This is a genomic window from Streptococcus macedonicus ACA-DC 198 (assembly GCA_000283635.1).
Classification (GTDB): domain Bacteria; phylum Bacillota; class Bacilli; order Lactobacillales; family Streptococcaceae; genus Streptococcus; species Streptococcus macedonicus.
This window is the reverse complement of the sequence record HE613569.1, coordinates 817850-839385: the sequence shown is the minus strand read 5'-3', so window position 1 is coordinate 839385 and position 21536 is coordinate 817850. Positions and strand designations below refer to the sequence as shown.

Below are 21536 nucleotides of genomic sequence, written 5' to 3'. Positions count from 1 at the left end.
TAGTAAACAGGAGAAGATTCAGTTATGGTAACTGTTAATTTCCTCCTGCTGAAATCATTATTTAGCTTCTAAAATGTTGACACCGTCTTTACTTGCAACGATAACTTTATTAACCATACCGTTGAAGAGACCGTGTTCAACAACGCCGACCATGGCTTTCAATTCTTTGCCAAGTTCGACAGGATTTTCAATAACACCAAGGTCAAGGTCGATGATATAATTTTTCATATCAGTCACAAAGCGTTCGCCGTTTGCCATGCGATATGATGGTTTGTAACCTTTTTTCTCGAACTCACGGAAAATACGGTCTGCACCATATTGGACCACTTCGACTGGCAATTTGAAGGCACCGAGTTTATCGACCATTTTTGATTCGTCAACAACCCAGATATATTCTTTGGTGGGTGTGGCAACGATTTTTTCCATAAGAAGGGCGCCGCCACCGCCTTTGATACCGTTGAAGTTAGTGTCAACTTCATCTGCACCATCAACGGTAACATCGATAACATCAATGTCATCAACAGCTTTCAAAGGAATCCCAAGACCTTCTGCCTGTGCAGTTGTTTGGCTTGAAGTTGTTACGCCGACAACTTTGAGTCCTTCTTCTTTCATGCGGCGACCAATTTCTTCAACAAAAAAGTATGCTGTTGAGCCTGTTCCAAGTCCGACAACCATACCATCTTTGACGTACTGAGCGGCTGTGACACCAGCCAATTTTTTGAGTTTTTCCATAGCTACCTCACCATTTTATGTATTATTGTCAATAATTCCTATTTCCAACTGATTATTATATCATGATTTAAGTGTTTTGTGTCATAGTGAAATAGATAATCTCGCGTTTATTCCTTATAGTCTTTCTCTAATTTTACCATCCATAATCCGAATAAAATCCCGAGAACAAAAACAAGAGCTGTTATTACTATCTCCATGCCTGTAACATTTGCATAAGAGATTCCCTCATAGGCATTTCCGCTTGGTAAAAGTATTAATAATGTACTTGAAAGGACACTACCAATAATACAATAATAAATATATGATCTATAGTGCAAGAGAAGATAATTCATTCCTTTGGATAATAAAATCATAGTCACCCCTCCTCCGATCATAATTGGGAAAAAAGTTCCTAGCAAATCAAACGCTTTAAAACCATTTAACATAGGAGTATATACTCCTAAACATAAGAGGATACTTGAAGGACTGAGACCTGGAAGAAGAACCCCTAGCGCTATGAGAGCTCCTGCTAATAAATAACTAATAAATCCGACCGACATATTACCTGTAAAGTGGCTCATAGAATAAACTAAAAGAAAAGAAATGATAAAAGCGCCAATAATCCATCCCCACTTTAATCGATTCCTAGGAGCACTTTGTTTAGTATCGTTCAATAAACTAGGTATTGTACCAAGAACTCCTCCTGAAAATCCCCATAGTGTTGGAATTTCGTAATGTTCCAAAAGGAATTCAATAGGATAAGAAAATAGAGCTATTCCTAAAAGTCCCCCAACTCCTATCGGCAAAAAGAAAAGTACATTTGACTTAAAATTAAGTTTGATATTAGCTAAGAAACTAATAAGGCGCTCATAGACACCTAAAATAGCAGCAAGCGCTCCACCAGACACCCCCGGTAGTAAAAAACCAAGAGAAATAACCATCCCTTTGATTACCTTTTGTACTATAGAAAACATATATCCTCCTTACAGTTTTCTGATTAAAAAAATATCTCAATAATACTTCTTCATCATCGATTATAAAATAGTGTGCTTTATATTGAAAACATTTCACTTTAGGTTATCATATCTATTTTAGATATGTCAACTAATAGCAGTAACGAATCTATCTTACTATTGCTTTCTAATCATCTAACGAAACAGACACTTCTTTAGTAACTTTATTAACATTTTGAAAACTCCTTAGACTTTTTAATCCAAAAAGAGGATTATTCTTAATACTTATCCCTCGCTAGCTTTTCTAAATTAAAACTGCTATACTTTACTAGAAGCTTATAAGTGGCATTCTTAAGCCACAATACTACTTTTACTATCTAATTAATTATCGTTGATGCTCTAATTTCAATAGGCTAAAACCGATAAATATGAGGAAACATAATGATTACAAATGAATTTGATACGATTGCTGCGATTTCTACGCCGCTTGGTGAGGGGGCAATCGGAATTGTAAGACTTTCTGGAACGGAAGCGCTAGCTATTGCACAAAAAGTCTATCATGGTAAAGACCTTAACAAGGTCGCTTCACATACGATTAATTACGGTCACATTGTTGACCCTGATACTGATGAAGTGCTTGATGAGGTTATGGTGTCTGTGATGCTTGCGCCAAAAACATTTACCTGTGAGAATGTCGTGGAGATTAATACGCACGGTGGTGTTTCCGTGACAAATGAAATTTTGCAACTTGTCTTGCGCCAAGGGGCTCGTCTTGCTGAACCTGGTGAGTTTACCAAACGTGCTTTCTTGAATGGTCGTGTTGACTTGACACAAGCGGAAGCCGTTATGGATATTATCCGTGCGAAAACAGACAAAGCCATGAATATTGCGGTAAAACAACTTGATGGGTCATTGTCACAATTAATCAATGACACGCGCCAAGAAATTCTAAACACCTTAGCTCAAGTCGAGGTCAATATCGACTACCCTGAATACGATGACGTGGAGGAAATGACGACAGCTTTAATCCGCGAAAAAACACAAGAATTCCAAGAACTTTTGGAAAATCTATTGCGTACTGCAAAACGTGGCAAAATTCTGCGCGAAGGCTTATCTACTGCTATCATTGGTCGTCCAAACGTTGGTAAATCAAGTTTGCTTAACAATCTGTTACGCGAAGAAAAGGCTATCGTTACTGACATTGAGGGAACAACCCGTGATGTGATTGAAGAATATGTCAATATCAAAGGTGTGCCTTTGAAACTAGTTGATACAGCTGGTATCCGCGAAACAGATGATGTGGTTGAAAAAATCGGTGTGGAACGTTCGAAAAAAGCCCTTGAGGAAGCTGACCTTGTTCTTCTTGTGCTCAATAGTTCTGAACCTTTGACTGACCAAGACCGTGCACTTTTGGAACTTAGCAAAGATAGTAACCGCATTATTCTTCTTAATAAAACGGATTTACCAGAAAAAATCGAAGCTGATCAGTTGCCAGATGATGTCATTCGCATTTCCGTTCTTAAAAATCAAAATATCGACGTGATTGAAGAACGTATTAACCAACTTTTCTTTGACAATGCTGGTATTGTTGAGAAAGATGCGACTTATCTTTCAAATGCTCGCCATATTTCATTGATTGAAAAAGCGGTGCAAAGTTTGCAAGCCGTCAATGAGGGACTTGAACTAGGAATACCTGTTGATCTTCTTCAAATTGATTTAACACGTTGCTGGGAAATTCTCGGTGAAATCACAGGTGATGCAGCACCTGATGAATTAATCACAAAACTCTTTAGCCAATTCTGTCTTGGAAAATAAATGAAACTATCATAGCTAACCTAAGCGGTTTGCAAATTATACACGTTTAACCAACCATGACTTGTAATTCTATAAACACATAAAAAGCTAGGCACTTGTTGTGTCCTAGCCTTTTTGTTATTTCTCAAGAATTTCTTTGATGCGTTTTTGCAAATCTGGGATAACCTTTTCAGCAAACCATGGATTTCTTGCTTGCCAGAGGTTATTGCGAGGTGAGGGATGTACCAAAGGGAAAAATTCTGGTAAATAAGCTTGGTAATGCCTTACCGTTTCTGTTAATTTAGCAGAAGATTTCTGATGTAAATAATAGCGCTGCGCATAAGAACCAACTAAAATGTGCAGTTCAATATTTGGTGCAAAAGCCAAGGTTCGTTTGTGCCACTTTTCAGCAAAGCCCTTTCGTGGCGGCAAATCACCTGATTTTCCTGTGCCAGGAAAATAATAATCCATTGGCACGACCGCAAAAAGTCCAGAATTATAAAACATTTCTCGGTCGACACCCAACCATTTTCGTAAATTGTCACCGCTTGGGTCATTCCAATACAAGCCAGACTCTTGCGCACGAATGCCAGGAGCTTGTCCGACTATATTTATCCGTGCTGTTTTTGGCACAGTAAACAAAGGTTTAATCCCTCTTTGTGTGTAAGAGGCATTTTGCTCATCTGCCATAATGTCCGCAATTAATTGTTCAATGGTATCCATAGCAGTCTCCCTTCTATTTTTCAGAGAGTTCATCTTTTTAAGTCCTCTTCATAACGTGTAACCATAAATAGAAATGCTCTTATGATGATATTTTACCAAACTAGAAAAACCAGTCCGGAATCTCATCATAAGAGCCAGTGTGTTAATCAGTCCGTATTAGATAGTTTTCCGTCGACAATTTTGTAGATATTATCAGAAAACTCTCGTAAACGATCATCGTGCGTGACGATGACGACTGCTTTCTCCTCGTCATGCGCAATATTGGCAAAAAGTTGGCCAACTTCTTTGACACGCGCCGTATCCAAGGCTGCCGTAGGTTCATCGGCTAAGATGATTGCTGGGTTTGTATACAATGCTCGGGCAATCGCAACGCGTTGTTGTTGACCGCCAGACAATTCGCCAGGGTATTTGTTTAATAATTTTTGAATGCCTAGCGTTTCAATAATTTTGTCAAATGCATCTTGACTGAGGTTATTTTTAGGCTTCACCTGGTCTACAAGATTGAATTGGTCCGCTACGGTTAAATATGGCACGAGATTGTATGCCTGTAAGACGAACCCGATTTGTTCAAGTCGTATTTTTTCGGCTTCTTTGGTACTCAAATCACTGATATCGTGACCATTCAAACGAACTGAGCCATCTGTTGGTGTCTGTAACCCACCTAAAATGGTTAGCAAGGTACTTTTACCAGATCCTGAAGGTCCAATGATAAGCGACACCTCACCAGCTTTAAACGCTAAACTGACGTCTTCTAGTGCCGTAACTAAATTGTTTTTTTGACCAAATTGTTTCGTCACGTGTTCAAGGGCTAGTTTTTCTTCACGCATCTTTTCAACCTCCAATTACTGATACTGGATCAATCTTACTAATTACACGAATCGGAATGATGGCACCCAGTAACCCGGTTACCATCAATCCGGCTGCAATGAGTCCCATCAATCCCCAATCAAATGCCATTGGTACGCTATCTGGAATCCCAAATTCAGTTAATGCCGATAGTACGGCACCAACGACGATACCAGTTGCCATAATAAAGAACGTCTCAAATAACGTATTTTGGGCCAAGAAACGATTTGGAATGCCTTGTGCACGCAAAACTGCCAAGTTAGGCAATTTTTGAACCGTTAGAATGTAGAGGAAAATGGTAATCACAATCAATGAAATGACAATTAGGAAGCCAATCATGAGACCAAACGTCGCTTTTTGCGGTGTATAACCTGGCAATTTATTGATAAAGGCTTGGTATGAATAAGTCTTTAATGCTTTATCATCGACCGATTGTGACGTTTTTGAAGCAACGACGCTACCTTGGAATTGATCTGACACGCCCTTAATGACACGCCATTGCGCTAACTCACCATAAATAACAGGTGCGGTATTATACGTGGCATTTTTCACATAACCCACGATTTTATATTTCGTATCAGATAACCCAATCGAAATTTTATCTCCCATACCGTAAATATCCTTATCAACTGAGTCAGCGAGGACGACTTCGTTAGCTGCCTTTGGCAAGTGCCCCTTGGTTAATTGTAGGTTTTTAGCGATGTACTCGTCGTTATTCATCCCAACGAATTGTGCGGATTCACGTTTTCCGCCAACTTTCATATTAACTGGTGTAATGCCAAGTGTTGCGGTTTTTTCGCCGCTTAACTGATCAACCTGTTTTGTTGTCAGTAATGACTGTCCAGCATTGCCATTTGCGTCTTTGGTCATTACAAAGGACTTAGACTGCCAGCTGTCCACCGCAGCGGTGTTAGCTGTTGCCAGCCCAAGTGCCAGGGCACTTAAAATGAAAATCAAATAACTGATTAAGACGACGACTGCCAGAATCAAGCCGTACCGTAGTTTTTCTTTCTTAATCTCTCTAATTGCTAAAAACATTTGTCCCTCCTGTATTTGTTGCAGTTCAACAAACTTACTATACACAAGTATACATGCTCTTATGGTGAGATTCCGGACTAGTTTTTCTAGTTTGGTAAAATATCATCATAAGAGCAATAGATTATTTAGTTATGTTTTTGTCGAGCTTGCATTTGTGCTAGTCCGCTTGTAGCAAGGGTTTCAGCCCAATATAATAACTAAAATTTATAAGGTTACTTTTGAAATGTGTTGATTATCCACTGCAGAGGAAAGAACACAATAAAAACGATAAGAATAGGAAGCAGTCTAGCCAGTCAAAATATGTAATTCAATATTTGGTGCAAAAGCCAAGGTTCGTTTGTACCACTTTTCAGCAAAGCCCTTTCGTGGCGGCAAATCACCTGATTTTCCCGTTCCCGGAAAATAATAATCCATTGGTACAACCGCAAAAAGTCCAGAATCGTAAAATATTTCTCGGTCAACGCCCAGCCATTTTCGCAAATTATCACCACTTGGATCATTCCAATACAAACCCGACTCTTGCGCACGAATGCCAGGAGCTTGTCCGACAATATTAATCCGAGCCGTTTTTGGAACAGTAAAAAGTGGCTTTATGCCCTGTTGAGTGTAGGTCGTATTTTGCTCATCTGCCATAATGTCCGCAATTAATTGTTCAATGGTATCCATAGCAGTCTCCCTTCTATTTTTCAGAGAGTTTATCTTTTAAAGTCATCAATGCTGCTAAACTCTTATCGTCAACCACTCCTGCCATCTTAACTTTATTACGTTTAGGTTCAAATTGCGTTTTTTCTTTTACTTTTGTTTTAGAGGCATCTTTCTTAGACGAAGATATTTTTGGAGCTATTTCAAGTCTTTTCTCCAAATTTTTCTGCTTTTTTTCCTTTAGTATGCTTTCTGATGAAAAGATTTCATCAGTTGAAATACAAGCATAGACAGATTTGCTTTTCCTGCTTTGATATATGCTAACAAGCTCCTCCTGTCATTGTCAAAGGTTATTTAATTAATTCGTAAAGTGCTTCGGCGTAGATTGCTGCAGCACGGTAAAGGTCGTCAACGTCGGCAAATTCATTTGCTTGGTGCATTGTATTGACATAATCTGGGAACATTGCACCGAAAGCAACACCACGTTTTAGAAGGCGTCCAAATGTACCACCACCGATAACTTGTTCATAACCTTTCAAGCCTGTTTGTTTTTCGTAAACAGAAAGAAGTGTTGCAACCAATGGGTCATCAGCTGGAACATAGTGTGGTGTGTGTTCGTGATCTGAAAGTGTTACTTTTGTCACACCGTTAAGTTTTTCAAGTTCAGCTTTGATAGTTTGTGCATCTGTACCTTGTGGGTAACGGAAGTTAAGAGTGATTGTATTGTCATCTGAGTTGCGGTCAAATTTGAAAACACCAGCGTTCATGCTAAGAGCGCCCATTTTTTCATCAGTATAGGCAACACCAAGGTTTTTACCTGCAAAATCACCGTGAAGAACGTTTGCTGCTGTTTCAAGATAAGCTTTAGCAGCTCCTTCAAAAGCAAATTGGTTAAGGAATTTAGCAAGGTATGTTGCACCGTTGATACCAAGTTCTGGTGTTGAACCGTGAGCTGATTTTCCGACAACTGTCAAACGGAAAGCGTCGCCTTCTTGAGTAAGTTCAGCAGTCAAGTTTTCAGCTGTTGTGTATGCTGTTAATTTTTCTTGAAGTTCAGCCAAAGTGCTGTCAGCTGTGAAGATAGCTGTTGCTGATTCTGGTACCATGTTATCACGAAGTCCAGCATCGAAACTATTCAATGTGAAGGCACCGTTATTGTCACCTGCAAAGTGTAGGAATTCTGTGATATTCCCTTTTTCACCATTGATAATTGGGAATTCAGCATCTGGAGAGAAACCAAAATCAGGGTTTTTCAAGCCATTGTGAGCAAAATAATATTCCATATCGCCCCAGCCTGATTCTTCATCAGTACCAACGATGAAACGAACTTTTTTAGATACTGGCAAACCAAGTTCTTTGATGATTTTTAGGGCATAGTAACATGCCATCGTTGGACCTTTATCATCAGATGACCCACGCGCATAAAGGCGTCCATCTTTGATAACTGGCTCATAAGGGTCAGTATCCCAACCGCTACCTGCAGGCACAACGTCTAAGTGAGCAAAGATTCCGAGAACTTCGTCACCTTCACCAAATTCGAAATCACCAGCATAGTTATCAATGTTACGTGTTTTGTAACCATCACGTTCAGCCATAGCTAGGAAATGTTCCAAAGCTTTTACTGGGCCAGGTCCAAATGGATGTTCTTTGTCAGCTTTGCTGTCATCACGTTCTGAGTTAATACGCAAAAGAGCAAAGAGGTCTTCCATCATGGCATCTTTACGTTTTTCAACTTCTGCTTTAAAATCTACTGTCATTCTTATAACTCCTCCATAAAGGTAGCTTTTCTCAAAAAAGAAAAGCTATCTTGTTTTATCTTTGAATTCACCAAAAATCGGTAAACTCATGTTACTGTATTTGTCAAACTCAGCCTAGCAAATAAACCAAGTTTGGTGCATGAAATTAAAGTCGATACGCTTAACGACGTTCGATAATTTCGTCAACAGGCAAACGATAACTTGGTTCAGGCTTATTATCGCTATAACCAACAGTGATTAAGAGCTCTGGACGAAAACGTTTATCAATTTTTAGAATATCATTGGTTGATGACTTATCAAAACCAAGAATAATATTTGATGAAATATCTTGGTCAGTCAAAGCCAAAACAAGATTCATGGCAACAATTCCAGCGTTAAGGGCAAGGTATTCGCCTTTGCGTTTGTCGTCAAATTCTGCAAAACGAGCAGGTAAGGTTTCCATGTAGTAACCTAACATATCATTACTCAATGATTTGACACCAATACGAGCAATTTTGTGAGAACGTTGAACCAAATCTGTATCGGTAAAAATCGCTACAACGTACTGTGATTGCTCCACTTGCTTTTTATTAATCTCTGGGAGATGTTCAGCAAGCTCGGCTTTTTTATCTTCCACCACAACAAATTTCCAAGGTTGGATATTATTAGCACTTGGAGCTAATGTAGCGATTTCAATGGCTGTTCGTAAATCCTTATAATCAACGGGTTTGTCATTGAAAGTTTTGACGGCATGGCGCTTTTTATTTAATTCTAGAAACTTCATAAGCGAACCTCCTTCTAAAATATTCTTTGCTCCTCTATTCTAACATTTTTTGAAAGAGTTCACAGCTTTTTTTAGTAGTTTTGGGAAAGAAATGTAACATGAAACAAGATTTTTCTAAAATAAAAAGACTGGATGTGTAATTCCAGTCCTAAAATTATTATACTTTTTTTATCACTCTTAATTTCTTTAGACAAGCGTAGCCTGCTGTTGCTAGCCATGTGAGGGCGTTAGCAATCAGCAAAACTTTGAACCAGACGCCAATATGGTAAGTGATTTTTAATGTGTTTTTTCCGATTTTTTGTGTCACAGTCGGTGTTCCAATTCCTGACAAGGAATAATCGGTACGACTTAGTTTCTTACCATTGAGCGTTAGCTCGGTGCCTTTATACTTGGCGATTGGAATGTTAACCTTACCACTATTGTCAGCAGTCCATGTGAAGATAAGAGTATTGCCATCTTGTGATTTGTCAAAAGTATCTGTATGACCGATGACAAATTCTTCATAAAGAACGTATTTGTTGTCCTTGTTTGATTTTTCGGTGGGAAGATAATCTGGTGTTGATTTCGAGATTAAATCTAACAGCTCATACAAATCTGAACTGTGAAAACTAGCTCGAACTTCCTCAGAATTTCCCCAAACAAAAGTGTGTTTTTTAGTTTTGATGGGGTGTTTAGCAGTATAGTATTCAGCAATTTTTTCTTGTTGCAGATGTGTTAACTGAGCAAGGCTGAAAAGATTAATCAAAATCGCCCCAACTGTCACTAATTTGGACCATTTGATGTCAAAATAACGCTCTAAAACTAACGCTACTGCTAACAATAATAACACCGTAGCAGGTACAAAGAAGCGAAATGGGAATTGAATTAAATTGACCAAAGAAAGGTTTAATTTGTTAATACTGTACCAAGGGAAAATGCTACTTGACAGAACGAGAAAGAAGAAAAATGCTCCCGTTGTGACTCGTAATAGTGTATCAAAATGACGCCAATGTCTGAATGAAAAATACAATTGATACAGCACCAAAAATAGCAAAGGTAACGGTGTTATCAGCCATTGAATGCTACGTTGATTCACCGTCATAATGTATAATTTTGAATTGATAAATGGTTCAATCAAATTATTATTACGCCCAACGTCAATAAGCGCAGCCCAGACATTCGTTGTCAATAAAAGAGCAAGTAAAACAGCTTGTATTCCTTTGATGATAATGGTTTTCTTTTCTTTAGATTTGATAAAACCGTACAAATAAAACGGCAAATAAGAAACAATGAGCAAGAAACAGCTTAGCATATGGACTTGCATCATCAAAGCGACAGCAACGGCTAAGCGTAGCACGCCTACTTTTTTAGTTTTCACAAAATCAATCGCTGGAATCATGCACCACGGCATAAAAGCAGCTCCCCAACTTGAAAAACCTTGCCTAAATGTCCAATATTGAACAGAAAAAGTCATCATGTAAAAAATGGCAATGGCTAGAGAAATTTTAGGCTTGACAGCTACCCTGCGTATCAATCGATACATTGAAAAGCCTGCAATCACATTCAACAAAAAGCGTGATACCAACTGATACGTGTACCAATTGCGACTGATTAGAACCAGCAAACCTTGAAAATAGGCAAAATAGGGACCGTATAACGCATTAATAATCCGCCCCGAGCTATAAAAGCCATACAAAGATATAAAATAACTGAAATTACCAGTCTTAATCTGCATAGCCGTTTCATAAAAACGATTATAGTGAAAGAGAAAATCACTGCCAACAATAACACCTTTTGATATGATTTGTGGAAGAATCAGTAAAAAAGCAACCAGCATTATCATAAGGCTTGGTAGCCAAAAGTGCTTTTTTCGCAGATAAGAAAGGCTCTTCTTAAAATTCTTAAACATGCTTATCTCCTTAAAAAATCCCTATCCATGTTAGCACAGTTTAAAAAAGATTACAAACAGAAACAGAAAACTTTCATGAAATTTTCTTATTTATATTCAAGAATACCTTTCGTTTCTTGCAAAAATTATCCCAAAATCTGATATCCTGTTACTTCTAATACTCGGAGTGCGCTTTGAAAATCCGTTGTTTTCGTTAAAATGTAATCCGTGTTATAAGTCGAAATGGCAAAGATACCAATATTATTATCTGCTAAAAAACTTGAAATTTTTGATAAAATGCCAATCAAAGAAAAGTCTAAAACACCCTCGATTCGAAAAGCTGACCAAGTCTTATCAACGTTCAAAGCATTTTCAGGGATAAGTGCAATCGGACAAACAAGTGATTTTTCGTCATCTGTTGCTCCAGTAAAAACAAATGGATTTTTCCAGATTGACTTGTGAATAATCCTCAACTTGACAAACAGCAAATTCTTTAGTAATCGGTTTAATGGTTAGCATTGACATCTTCCTCCTCATTTAATTTTTCTTTAATCGCAGTTGCGACATTTCGTGGAATACCACAGTTCACAATATCGTCTATATCAGCCTTTTGAATATTGGGTAGGCTCTTAAAGTGCTTCATGAGTAATTGCTTGCGCTTTGGTCCCAATCCAGCAATGCCATCAAGTTTTGATGAGAATGAATTTTTACTACGCACTTGACGGTGGAAGGTAATAGCAAAACGGTGCACCTCATCTTGGATACGTTGTAACAAGAAAAATTCTTCGGAATTTCGTGGCAATTCAACAACTTCTAAAGGGTCACCAAACAATAATTCATGCGTTTGGTGTTTATCATTTTTTTGCAGACCAGCAATTGGAATATCAAGACCGAGCTTGTTTTCAATAACATCACGCGCCACATTGACCTGACCTTGACCACCATCGATGATAATCAAATCTGGTGGCACTAAGCCATCTTTCATCACGCGGCTATAACGGCGATAGATGACCTCGCGCATGCTGGCATAATCATCTGGTCCGACAACCGTTTTAATCTTGAATTTTCGATAATCTTTCTTACTTGGTTTTCCATTTACAAAGACCACCATAGCAGCGACAGGGCTTGTTCCTTGAATATTTGAGTTATCAAAGGCTTCAATACGAACAGGCTTTGGAATGTTAAGCAATTCGCCGATATTTTCAACAGCACCATAAGTTTTCTTAACATCTTTTTCAAGCAAATCAAATTTTTGTTGCAAACTCACACGTGCATTTTTGATAGCTAGGTTAACAAGCTGCTTCTTCTCGCCACGTTGGGGCTTGATGATTTTCGTATCAACAATCGCCTTAACCAATTCTTCATCAATTTCTTTAGGAATGAAAATTTCTTTGGGAATAAAGTGCTTATTGTCACGGTAAAATTGTCCCATGTAAGTCAAAAAATCTTCTTCTGGGTCATTGTAATAAGGAAACATATTAACATCACGTTGAATGAGTTTCCCTTGGCGAACAAAAAATACTTGCACACACATCCAGCCTTTGTCAACGTAGTAGCCAAAAATATCACGGTCCATCATATCTTGGCTCATCACGCGCTGTTTCGTGCGCAAAGTTGAAATAGCTTGCAGTAAATCGCGATATTCTGCCGCACGTTCAAATTCCATTAAATCTGACGCTTTTTGCATTTTATCTTTAAGTTGGTCAACAATTTTATTGTCTTGACCGTTAAGGAAATTTTTCACATTGTGCGCCATATCAACAAAATAATTATGGTCAACATAACAAATCGTATGTGCTTTACATTGCCCTAAGTGGTAATAAAAACAAACTTTATTAGCAGGATTAGTACATTTCTTAAACGGAAAAATGCGGTCTAACAGGCGTTTGATTTCCGTTGCCGCTCCCGAATCAGGATAGGGTCCAAAATACATGGCACCGTCTTTTTTGATTTGGCGGGTAATCATTAAACGTGGGTACTGCTCATTAGTTGTGATTTTGATGAAAGGATAGGATTTATCATCTTTGAGCTTGATATTGTATTTTGGCATATTTTCTTGAATGAGATTAATTTCAAGAAGCAACGCCTCGGTATTGGAACCTGTGACAATATACTCAAAATCCTCTATTTCTGAAACCAAAAGTTCTGTTTTGGTATTATGGCTGCCATGAAAATAGCTACGCACACGATTTTTCAGATTTTTTGCCTTACCAACATAAATAATAGTGCCATTTTTATCCTTGTGTATATAGCATCCTGGGCTATCTGGCAACAGCTCCAGTTTATGTTTAATCAGTTCATTCATGTTTATATTATAGCAAAATCGTTTTAGCATTGCTGTGGTAAAAGTTCCTCTTATTTTTGAAATTTGGCTTTTTTGGTAAAATAAAGGCAAGATTGATTCATTGAAAGTAAAGGAGCTATTATGCCAGAATTTCTTGCTAAACGTGTATCCAACTATTAACTTTTCTTTGACTTGGCTTTTGTTTTGGGCATCAGTCAATTGATCTCATCAATCCATTTAAGTCATGTTGGTGTTCAAGAAATTTTTTCATTATTTCGCTGAATCTTTGGATGACCGAAGTGTTTTACTACAATAAATACGGTGATTCGAGGAGAATTGATATTTTCTCTGTTATTGTGCTGATGTTTGTTGTTGGAAATCTTGCTTTAACATTTGATATGAATATGGTGCATCTTTACGCTGGACATCCGACTGTCGTTATCTTTAATTGGCTTCTCATACTAGCTTACGCCATTATTGCGCTACAATATTTCTCAAAGGGCGTGTTTTAGGATTTAACAGAGACATAATATTTAACATTGTTATTTGTGCCATTTATGGGCTTTCTTTGTTACCTTTTGCATTAGGATTATTGGGAGCTAATATTTGGACAGTGTTAATTTACCTCATTCCCAACATTTTTCCAGTTCTTACAAGGCGCTATCACGATTCGTCACACATTAATTTTCCGCATGCTGTGAGCGAGCTCAGTTGGTGACAATTTTACCTTGGGTGAAACTGTCATTGCCATTATCAGTACCTATCCGCTGACAGAATCTCTTTATCAAGGTGCCCTATTATTTGCTGGAATGTCTTTCATGTTTATTTCTTACATGACACAAACTTTCTTGGCAATAGACCATCATCGTCAGACGGCAGGTTCATTGATGTTCTATGCTCATATTCCGATTTTTATCGGTATTAATATTTTCACCGTTGGAATAGAATTTTTAGCTGATTCTCATCACGCTAACCTTGGATTTGCTCTCTTTCTTTTTAGTTTTCTCAGTTTTTATGCAGGTGTTTTGACCACAACGCATTATAATCAAAGCATTTATCAGCTTCATTTGAAAACGTATCTTAAAATCGGATTGCTTTTGGGAATCGGTGCTTTTATCATGTTCCTTGTTAGACATCATATCCTACTACTGTCGCTCGTTCTTTGTGCGACAACATGGGCATATAATTGTTATTATCTGGCAGTTCGTCGAAGAAAACGTGAGTAACATAATATTCCACATCCCGACCCAAGGAAAAATTTACGTGATTTTTCATAAACGTTATTTAACAAATAAGACTTTTACAGCACAGCCAAAAAACCGCAAGCTAAATTAGTTTGCGGTTTTCTATTTTAAATATAAATAAAAGGAGAGCGAGTTAATTAATCATTTGGAACGAAAACAAGGTGTTCGTTGACAAAGGCATCAAAGCCGAGTTCGCTTAATTCGCGATCGTAACCTGAATTTTTAATGCCTCCAAATGGGATTTCTGGGTGTGATGTCCAACCAGAATTGATAAATGACATTCCTGTCTCAATCTTGGCAGCCACTTCTTTGGCATGGTCAAGATTTTTTGAAAAGACGGTACCACCAAGACCATAGCTAGAATCATTGGCAAGTGCGATGGCTTCTTCTTCAGTATCAACTTTATAGATAGAAGCAACTGGACCAAAGATTTCTTGATTGTAGATTGGATTTTCTTTGGTGATATTTGTCAAAACAGTTGGCATGACAAAGTTTCCTAGGTGGTCAATTGGTTCATCACCGTAAACCACAGTTGCACCATTTTCCTTAGCTAATTTGATTTGACCAAGCACTTCTTTTTTTGCGGCTGCTGATGACAACGGTGCTAAAGTTGTCGCTTGGTCCATTGGGTCACCCCATTTGGCTGATTTGAAATGTTTGACCACCATATCAACGAATTTGTCATAGTTTTCTTGACCAACAACGACAAAACGTTTTGATGAGGTACAAACTTGACCAGCATTGTAGAGACGAGCAAAGAAAATGGTCTTATCAAGCAAATCAAAATCGGCATCTTCTAGGATAATGAAGGCGTCGTTACCACCAAGTTCCATAGATGATTTTTTCAAATTTGCTCCCGCTTCTGCCGCAATAGAAGCACCACCACGTTCAGAACCAGTCAAGCAAACCCCAACAACACGTGGGTCAGCAATAACCTTGGAAACTTGATTATAAGAAAGGAAGAGATTTTTGAATGCGCCAACTGGTGCACCTGCTTCCAAAACCAAATCATCAAATGCTTGTGCTGATGCTGGACAGATTGAAGCGTGTTTCAAAATCATCGGATTTCCAATCATAAAGTTTGGCGCAAAGACACGCATAATTTGATAGAATGGGAAATTCCATGGTTCAACGGCTACCAAAACACCTGTCGCTTGCTTGATGTAGTAAGCATCACCATTAATATTTTCAAGCGGGCGTGGTTTCAAAAATTCTTCTGCCTTATCAGCGTAGTAATCCGCAATTTCTGCACAGAGTTCCACTTCGCCTTTAGCTTCTGTGAAGAGTTTTCCCATATCTTTTGTCATGACTTCAGCATACTTGTCAACATCACGACGTAGCAACTCAGCAATTTTATGCAATTGAACTTTTCGCTCATCCAAGCCTCCTTCAGCACGCCACTTTTTGTAAAGCGCATGCCCATTTGCCAAAGCTTCCTCTAACGCTCCATCCGTTGCATTATCAAAAGTCGCAAGAACCTCGTTTGTATAAGGATAAGTTGTTTTATATGCCATCGTACCTTTTCTCCTTTATCGTTGCTAATTTCACGCCTTACAACTGTTAGCCATAAGATTAACGGTCTTTGTTCATAAAATTTAACTAAGGTATCCAAGTTTATTATAGCACTTCAGGAAACGGTTTCAAGTAAACGCTATCGTTTTTCAAAAAAGAAAAACAATGATTGAACATTCACAAACATTGTTTCTACATTTTTATTACCAAATCCCTAGAAGATGCTGCATCCAAAGACTGACACAGGTAATAGCTATCCAACACGTAGCCCCCACTCCAATAGCTTGTCCACCAGTCTTAATAAGTTTGATAGGATTCGTGTTAAGACCAATAGCCCCCATTGCCATGACAATAAAGAATTTTGAGAGTGTCTTAAGATTATCAAAAATAACTGTATCAATTCCTAAACCACTGACAATTGTCGTGACAATCGAAGCCAATAGGAAATAAAGGACAAATATTGGAAAAGCTTTTTTCAATTGGAAAGTCGTTTGTTTAGCTCTGCCATTTTTTGAATCTTGATAGGCTTTATAGAATGACAGCCCTAAAGTAATCGGAATAATGGCCAGTGTGCGCGTTAATTTCACAATTGTTGCACCGTCTAAGGTATTTGACCCGTGAACAGCATCCCAAGCTGTCGCTGTCGCCGTAACGGATGACGTATCATTGACAGCTGTTCCCGCAAAAAGCGCAAAACCTTGGTTAGATAGGTGAAGTAAGTCTCCCAATGTTGGAAAAATTAGTGCTGCTAAGATATTGAAGAGAAAGATAACTGAAATACTCTTTGCGACTTCTTCATCTTTTGCTTTGATAACTGGTGCTGTTGCGGCAATGGCTGAGCCACCACAAATAGATGACCCAACACCAACCAAGGTTGCTATATTACTATCCAATTTTAGCCATTTTTGCAATAAAAACGCTACAACTAACGAGACTGTAATGGTTGAAATAATAATTGGCAATGATTGTGTCCCAACTTTAAAAACTTGTGTTAAGTTTAAACCAAAACCTAATAAAACAACCGCCGCTTGTAAAATATATTTTGATGTAAAAGCAATACCATCAGTAGTTTGGGTGCGATTATTATGAAAATTCCCCACAACCATCCCAAGTAAAATTGCAAATACTGGCGCTCCTACAAGTGGAAATAAATGCCCTAAAAACCAGGCTGGCAAAGCCAGAATCACACAAAACATGATGCCCGGCAATTTTTTCTCAATTGTCATCATAACAAAAACTCCTTTTCACAAAATATTATAACTTGGACAAGCCATAATGTAAAATTATGATTTATTATGATATAATAACAAAAAATAATAGGAGATTATTATGCTTGATTACCGTGTTTTTACCTTTATGAAAGTCTGCGACACGCTTAATTTTACCCAAGCTGCTAAAGAATTGCATATCACACAACCCGCTGTCACCAAACACATTCAAACTTTGGAAAATGATTATCAAACCAAACTCTTTACTTTCTCTGGAAAACAATGTCAACTCACCAAAAGTGGTAAAGAATTGCTTGATTTGCTGACAACAATAAACAATGACATTCAACATTTCAAATCACATCTCAATCAAGATCAAACACCAATTAACTTCGGTGCTACTTTGACTATCGGCGAATATGTGTTAAGCGATTCATTAGCCATCATTCTTTCCGAACATCCTAATTTTAAAATTAAAATGCTGGTTGATAATACGGAAACGTTATTAAAGGACATTGACCAAGGAAAAATTGATTTTGCTCTAATTGAAGGTTTCTTTTCCAAAGAAAAATATGACTTTATGTCCTATAAAACCGAACCCTTTATCGCCGTTGCTTCCCCAAAAGCTGGACTTACGGATAAAACCTACACGCTCGAAGAGTTACTAGACTATCCTATCATCATTCGCGAACAAGGCTCTGGAACACGTGAAATGCTTGAAGTGACACTAAAAGAAGCTAATTTAGCTATCACTGACTTTCATCAAATTACCGAAATCGGTAGTCTTAACGCGATTTGTCAATTGATTACGAATAATCTTGGTATTACTTTTGTCTATAAAAGTGTGGTTCAAAAAGAATTAGACAGTGGCAAACTCTTTGAAATTAAGCTTGATTTACCACCAATAAGCCATGATTTTACTTTTGTTTGGCGAAAAAATAGCCATTTCAAAAGTCTATATCAAGACATTTTCAAACTCTTTCTAACAAATTAAGACTTGATTTAAACGCTTTTTTGACATAAACTATATAGTTATATATATAAGGCCTACGTTAATTTAGAAAGGGGTAAGTATGCAATCTACATTGAACATTACAGAACTTTTCCAATATGGTGAGCGTGTGACGTTTCAAAAAGGCGATGAGCTGACGAAATCTGTTGCTGGAGAAGTAAATGGTGATATTTATATCCTATCATCAGGTGTTTGTGCACTTTCTTCTATTTCTTACGACGGCAAAGAAACAACTTATCTCTACTTCAAGAAACAACAATTTGTCGGATTTACACCATTGATGACTGCTTTTAATCTCAATTATTATGGGAAAAAGACGTTTTTAATCATTGCTAAGACACCTTGTGTCGCTTATCGTATTCCAAACAGAAATTTTCAGGATTTACTTGGTTTTCCATCGGTGGCAACTTTGATGGTTAATACTTTGACCGAAAATCTTGTCTACCTTATGGAACATTTTCATAGCAGCAAAAACGAGCCTGCTCTAGTCCAATTTAGTCGCTTTCTTCTTGATCAAGCAGAAAAAGATTCTTCTGGTATTCTCGTGCTCGACACCGTCTTTACGTATCAAGAAATCGCTTGCTATCTCGGCGTACATGCTGTAACAATCGCTCGAATGGTTAAAGCCTTGCGAGATGAACAGTTAATTGATAAAATTGGACACCAAATTCGCATTATCAACCCTGAGCAAACGGCAAGATTAATCACTGAAGAACGAAAAATCGATTACTAAAAATCAGCTGAAACACAATGTTCAGCTGATTTTTGTTAACTCTACTGTGTCACACTGGGTTTGATTTTTATCATTATCGTAATAATTTAAGTAAAGCTTGGTAATCTTTAACCACGTAGGTTGGAGTGGCTTTGGTATGATTTTCTTTGCGGGCTGGATTGTACCAAACGGTATCAATGCCTGCGTTGTTGCCACCTTGGACATCGGCTAAAAGATTGTCACCAATCATCAGTGCTTCTTGATGATTGAATTGGGGAATAGCTCCCGCAATGACATCATAAAAACCTTTATCTGGCTTTTGGTAACCGACTTCATCAGAAATGAAAACATGCTCAAAATAATCTTTAATCGTTGAATTTGCCATGCGCCCTGTTTGAATTTTGGTAATGCCATTGGTTGCTCCAAAAATACGGTAGCCTTGCTGGCTAAGATTATCAAGCAACTTATCTGCACCAACTAAAGTTTGCCCTTGTTGACTAAGAAATTCTTGGTAACGTTTGGCAAAAGCATGCCCATCTACCTCATGCCCAAAATTCGCAAATAGTCGTGTAAAACGCGTGTTGACCAACTCTTTTTTGGTGATTTTCTTAAGGCTCAAATCATCCCACAACTGACGATTCATGGGAATGTAAAAATCTTTATAAGCCTGAATATCTGACACACGCGCTTCCTGCAAAAGCTCTGTCAACGCCACATCCTCTGCCGCATTAAAATCAAGCAAAGTGTGGTCCAAATCGAATAATAAGTAATGGTAATCTGATGTCATGAAAACTCCTTTGGCAAATATTATAGCATATAAAGCAACTTAATCAAAAAAAGCCCACTTCAAATTGGTTTTAAAGTGGGCTTCTTCCTACTTCCCTTCCAAGCGGTCTTTGAGTTTTTCGACAAAGAGATAGGCGGCGGGGCAGAAAAGGGTGTTTTTAATGGTTAAGTGATTGATTTGGTAGATTTTCTTGCGGTCGGTGTGTGGAAATTCACGGCAAGCTTTGGGACGAACGTCGTAGATTGTACAAAGGTTATCATCGCCTAAGAATGGGCAAGGCATAGATTGGAAAACTTTGTCGCCGTCTTCATCAACACGCAAATACGTTTCTTCAAAAACAGACAATTTCATGCGAAAGACTTTTGAAATGCGTGTGATGTCAGCTTCTGTAAAAAGCGGTCCTAAGCTTTTGCAACAGTTGGCACATTTGGTGCAATCAATCTCATTAAACACTTCAGTGTGAATTTCTTGAGTGATTTTATCAAGATTTTTGGGTGCTCTTTTCTTGAGTGTCGCTAAAAATTTGCGGTGCTCTTTTTGCTTTTGTTGAGCAAGTTCATAATAACATTCAATATCAATTTCTGTCATTTTGTTACTTTCTAATGTTTCGATTTCAGTCAGAAAATATTATAGCATAAATAAGGTTTCCAGTGGAGAGTTTATCCGTGAGCTTAAAAAGTGAATTGTAACGTCAAAGAAATCCTCTTTTCAGCGGCGCTTTAACAAAGCTGCACGTTCTTGTTTCTTGATTGCATTTATAAATCTTGCAAATTCCACCTTAGCAACTCTGCTATTTTGTATAGAATCGTGAAAGGTAAAGGTCAACTGTTCCAGAAAAACGGGGGCTGTTCCCTTTTCGTGATAAATATTTCCTTGAAAGAAGTAGCGTCGTGTCTTTCTATCAATGGCAACGAGGGACGAACGCCAACGTGCTTTGCGTTGATTATCTGGCTTCCAACTGATTTTCAATTGCTGACCACGATAATACCAGCCCATTAATTGCAAATGGATTGTTTTCTTTTTAACCGGATCTTTGTAAGCACAAGACAAAGCATAAGCTTGGTCCTTCACTACTAAAAAAGGATGAAAATCTTGAATTCCTTGGTAATTTTCGTAAGACATCAGCTTTTCTGCTTGGGAAAGATTGTGAAAAATTGCTGAATGTGCATCACGAAATGGGTCGTAAACGTCACTGCTTTCAGTTGGTTTTCCATGTAAAATCTCATCAATCTGAGTTTGAGTGTAATAGGTCACATAGTCTTTGACCACCTTGCTATCATTTGGCACTTGTAAAATCTGAATCGTCTGGCGTGCCTTTAGCGGAACGGATAAAATTCCTTGATAAAGTGTCGATTTGGTAAAACGTTTGAGACGTTTCAACTCATGATTATATCCAAGTTTTGAACGATTGAGGGCGTAAAATGCCTCGTCGTCATCTAATTTAAAAACAATGACAAATTGAAGGTGCTTTCGCTTGTGGTCAATTCTAAAAATCGGTGTTGTAAATTGAGAATCATTTTTAAAAAGTTGCAAAAAATGACCAGCTTGCACAATTCTTTTATGAGTGATGTGAGTCATAAATTTAGTTTAGCATGGTTAGATAAAATTGTCACGGTAGTCACATAAAAAACGCCCAAACCGTTTTCAGCTGGGCGTTAAGCGAAATGAGATTGTTTTGTGTTT

Annotated in this window: 20 protein-coding genes and 2 pseudogenes; 5 read left to right on the top strand and 17 right to left on the bottom strand. The window is 37.9% G+C overall.

All coding sequences use genetic code 11. From position 1 onward, the window contains the following. Nucleotides 1–57: 57 nt before the first annotated feature. Entirely contained in the window at nucleotides 58–732 is a 675-nt protein-coding gene (gene rpiA, locus SMA_RS04315) for a ribose-5-phosphate isomerase RpiA (RefSeq protein WP_014294401.1), read from the bottom strand. A gap of 107 nt (nucleotides 733–839) precedes the next feature. Continuing rightward, nucleotides 840–1685, bottom strand: coding sequence for a DUF368 domain-containing protein (locus SMA_RS04310; protein ID WP_014294400.1), 846 nt, complete (start codon nucleotides 1683–1685; stop codon nucleotides 840–842). A 420-nt stretch (nucleotides 1686–2105) separates the two neighbouring features. Here SMA_RS04310 and mnmE point away from each other — a divergent pair, with 420 nt between their 5' ends. Further along, entirely contained in the window at nucleotides 2106–3479 is a 1374-nt protein-coding gene (mnmE, locus tag SMA_RS04305; RefSeq protein ID WP_014294399.1) for a tRNA uridine-5-carboxymethylaminomethyl(34) synthesis GTPase MnmE, read from the top strand. Nucleotides 3480–3596: 117 nt separating this feature from the next. On the opposite strand, the gene SMA_RS04300 is transcribed toward mnmE, so the two are convergent. The 10 genes and pseudogenes from SMA_RS04300 to uvrC form a co-directional block, all read right to left on the bottom strand. After that, nucleotides 3597–4181, bottom strand: coding sequence for a uracil-DNA glycosylase family protein (locus SMA_RS04300; RefSeq protein ID WP_014294398.1), 585 nt, complete (start codon nucleotides 4179–4181; stop codon nucleotides 3597–3599). Nucleotides 4182–4327: 146 nt separating this feature from the next. Continuing rightward, nucleotides 4328–5008 (bottom strand): ABC transporter ATP-binding protein, encoded by a 681-nt coding sequence (locus SMA_RS04295; RefSeq protein WP_014294397.1) that lies wholly within the window; start codon nucleotides 5006–5008, stop codon nucleotides 4328–4330. 4 nt (nucleotides 5009–5012) lie between these two features. Further along, nucleotides 5013–6065 carry an ABC transporter permease gene (locus SMA_RS04290; RefSeq protein ID WP_014294396.1) on the bottom strand — a complete coding sequence of 351 codons (1053 nt, stop codon included), beginning with the start codon at nucleotides 6063–6065 and terminating at the stop codon, nucleotides 5013–5015. Nucleotides 6066–6353: 288 nt separating this feature from the next. Further along, a pseudogene (locus SMA_RS04285) lies at nucleotides 6354–6731 on the bottom strand (uracil-DNA glycosylase family protein); the annotation flags it as partial. A 13-nt stretch (nucleotides 6732–6744) separates the two neighbouring features. After that, nucleotides 6745–6927: a hypothetical protein gene (locus SMA_RS04280; RefSeq protein WP_014294394.1), complete on the bottom strand. Its 183-nt coding sequence runs from the start codon at nucleotides 6925–6927 to the stop codon at nucleotides 6745–6747. Between the two features lie 130 nt (nucleotides 6928–7057). After that, nucleotides 7058–8464: a dipeptidase PepV gene (gene pepV, locus SMA_RS04275; RefSeq protein ID WP_014294393.1), complete on the bottom strand. Its 1407-nt coding sequence runs from the start codon at nucleotides 8462–8464 to the stop codon at nucleotides 7058–7060. A 160-nt stretch (nucleotides 8465–8624) separates the two neighbouring features. After that, entirely contained in the window at nucleotides 8625–9227 is a 603-nt protein-coding gene (locus SMA_RS04270) for a nitroreductase family protein (RefSeq protein ID WP_014294392.1), read from the bottom strand. 157 nt (nucleotides 9228–9384) lie between these two features. Continuing rightward, nucleotides 9385–11115, bottom strand: a complete 1731-nt coding sequence (locus SMA_RS04265) for a putative glycosyltransferase family protein (protein ID WP_014294391.1) — start codon at nucleotides 11113–11115, stop codon at nucleotides 9385–9387. Nucleotides 11116–11240: 125 nt separating this feature from the next. Then, nucleotides 11241–11613 (bottom strand): annotated as a pseudogene (locus SMA_RS04260) (ACT domain-containing protein). After that, the gene (gene uvrC / locus SMA_RS04255; RefSeq protein ID WP_044563223.1) at nucleotides 11600–13399 is read right to left on the bottom strand and encodes an excinuclease ABC subunit UvrC; all 1800 of its coding nucleotides are present in this window, start codon (nucleotides 13397–13399) and stop codon (nucleotides 11600–11602) included. The pseudogene SMA_RS04260 and the gene uvrC overlap by 14 nt, the downstream one beginning before the upstream one ends. Before the next feature lie 278 nt (nucleotides 13400–13677). On the opposite strand from uvrC, the gene SMA_RS12005 reads away from it, so the two are divergent. Both SMA_RS12005 and SMA_RS12000 read left to right on the top strand, forming a co-directional pair. After that, nucleotides 13678–13890, top strand: a complete 213-nt coding sequence (locus SMA_RS12005; RefSeq protein WP_265643850.1) for a hypothetical protein — start codon at nucleotides 13678–13680, stop codon at nucleotides 13888–13890. A 216-nt stretch (nucleotides 13891–14106) separates the two neighbouring features. Beyond that, complete coding sequence (locus SMA_RS12000; RefSeq protein ID WP_014294387.1) at nucleotides 14107–14604, top strand: low temperature requirement protein A; 498 nt, start codon at nucleotides 14107–14109, stop codon at nucleotides 14602–14604. 155 nt (nucleotides 14605–14759) lie between these two features. Here SMA_RS12000 and SMA_RS04245 read toward each other — a convergent pair whose 3' ends face one another. After that, nucleotides 14760–16136, bottom strand: a complete 1377-nt coding sequence (locus tag SMA_RS04245; RefSeq protein ID WP_014294386.1) for an NAD-dependent succinate-semialdehyde dehydrogenase — start codon at nucleotides 16134–16136, stop codon at nucleotides 14760–14762. Between the two features lie 201 nt (nucleotides 16137–16337). After that, the gene (locus SMA_RS04240; RefSeq protein ID WP_014294385.1) at nucleotides 16338–17363 is read right to left on the bottom strand and encodes a YeiH family protein; all 1026 of its coding nucleotides are present in this window, start codon (nucleotides 17361–17363) and stop codon (nucleotides 16338–16340) included. Nucleotides 17364–17463: 100 nt separating this feature from the next. Between SMA_RS04240 and SMA_RS04235 the strand changes: the two genes are divergently transcribed. Both SMA_RS04235 and SMA_RS04230 read left to right on the top strand, forming a co-directional pair. Next, a complete protein-coding gene (locus SMA_RS04235) occupies nucleotides 17464–18336 on the top strand; it encodes a LysR family transcriptional regulator (protein WP_014294384.1) in 873 nt (290 codons plus the stop codon). Nucleotides 18337–18415: 79 nt separating this feature from the next. Further along, the gene (locus tag SMA_RS04230; protein ID WP_014294383.1) at nucleotides 18416–19087 is read left to right on the top strand and encodes a Crp/Fnr family transcriptional regulator; all 672 of its coding nucleotides are present in this window, start codon (nucleotides 18416–18418) and stop codon (nucleotides 19085–19087) included. Nucleotides 19088–19160: 73 nt separating this feature from the next. Here SMA_RS04230 and pynA read toward each other — a convergent pair whose 3' ends face one another. The 3 genes from pynA to SMA_RS04215 all read right to left on the bottom strand — a co-directional run bounded on the left by pynA (nucleotide 19161) and on the right by SMA_RS04215 (nucleotide 21431). Further along, entirely contained in the window at nucleotides 19161–19853 is a 693-nt protein-coding gene (gene pynA, locus SMA_RS04225) for a pyrimidine 5'-nucleotidase PynA (RefSeq protein ID WP_014294382.1), read from the bottom strand. 87 nt (nucleotides 19854–19940) lie between these two features. Further along, nucleotides 19941–20441: a YkgJ family cysteine cluster protein gene (locus SMA_RS04220; RefSeq protein ID WP_014294381.1), complete on the bottom strand. Its 501-nt coding sequence runs from the start codon at nucleotides 20439–20441 to the stop codon at nucleotides 19941–19943. A gap of 120 nt (nucleotides 20442–20561) precedes the next feature. Next, nucleotides 20562–21431, bottom strand: a complete 870-nt coding sequence (locus tag SMA_RS04215; protein WP_014294380.1) for a hypothetical protein — start codon at nucleotides 21429–21431, stop codon at nucleotides 20562–20564. Nucleotides 21432–21536 lie beyond the last annotated feature (105 nt).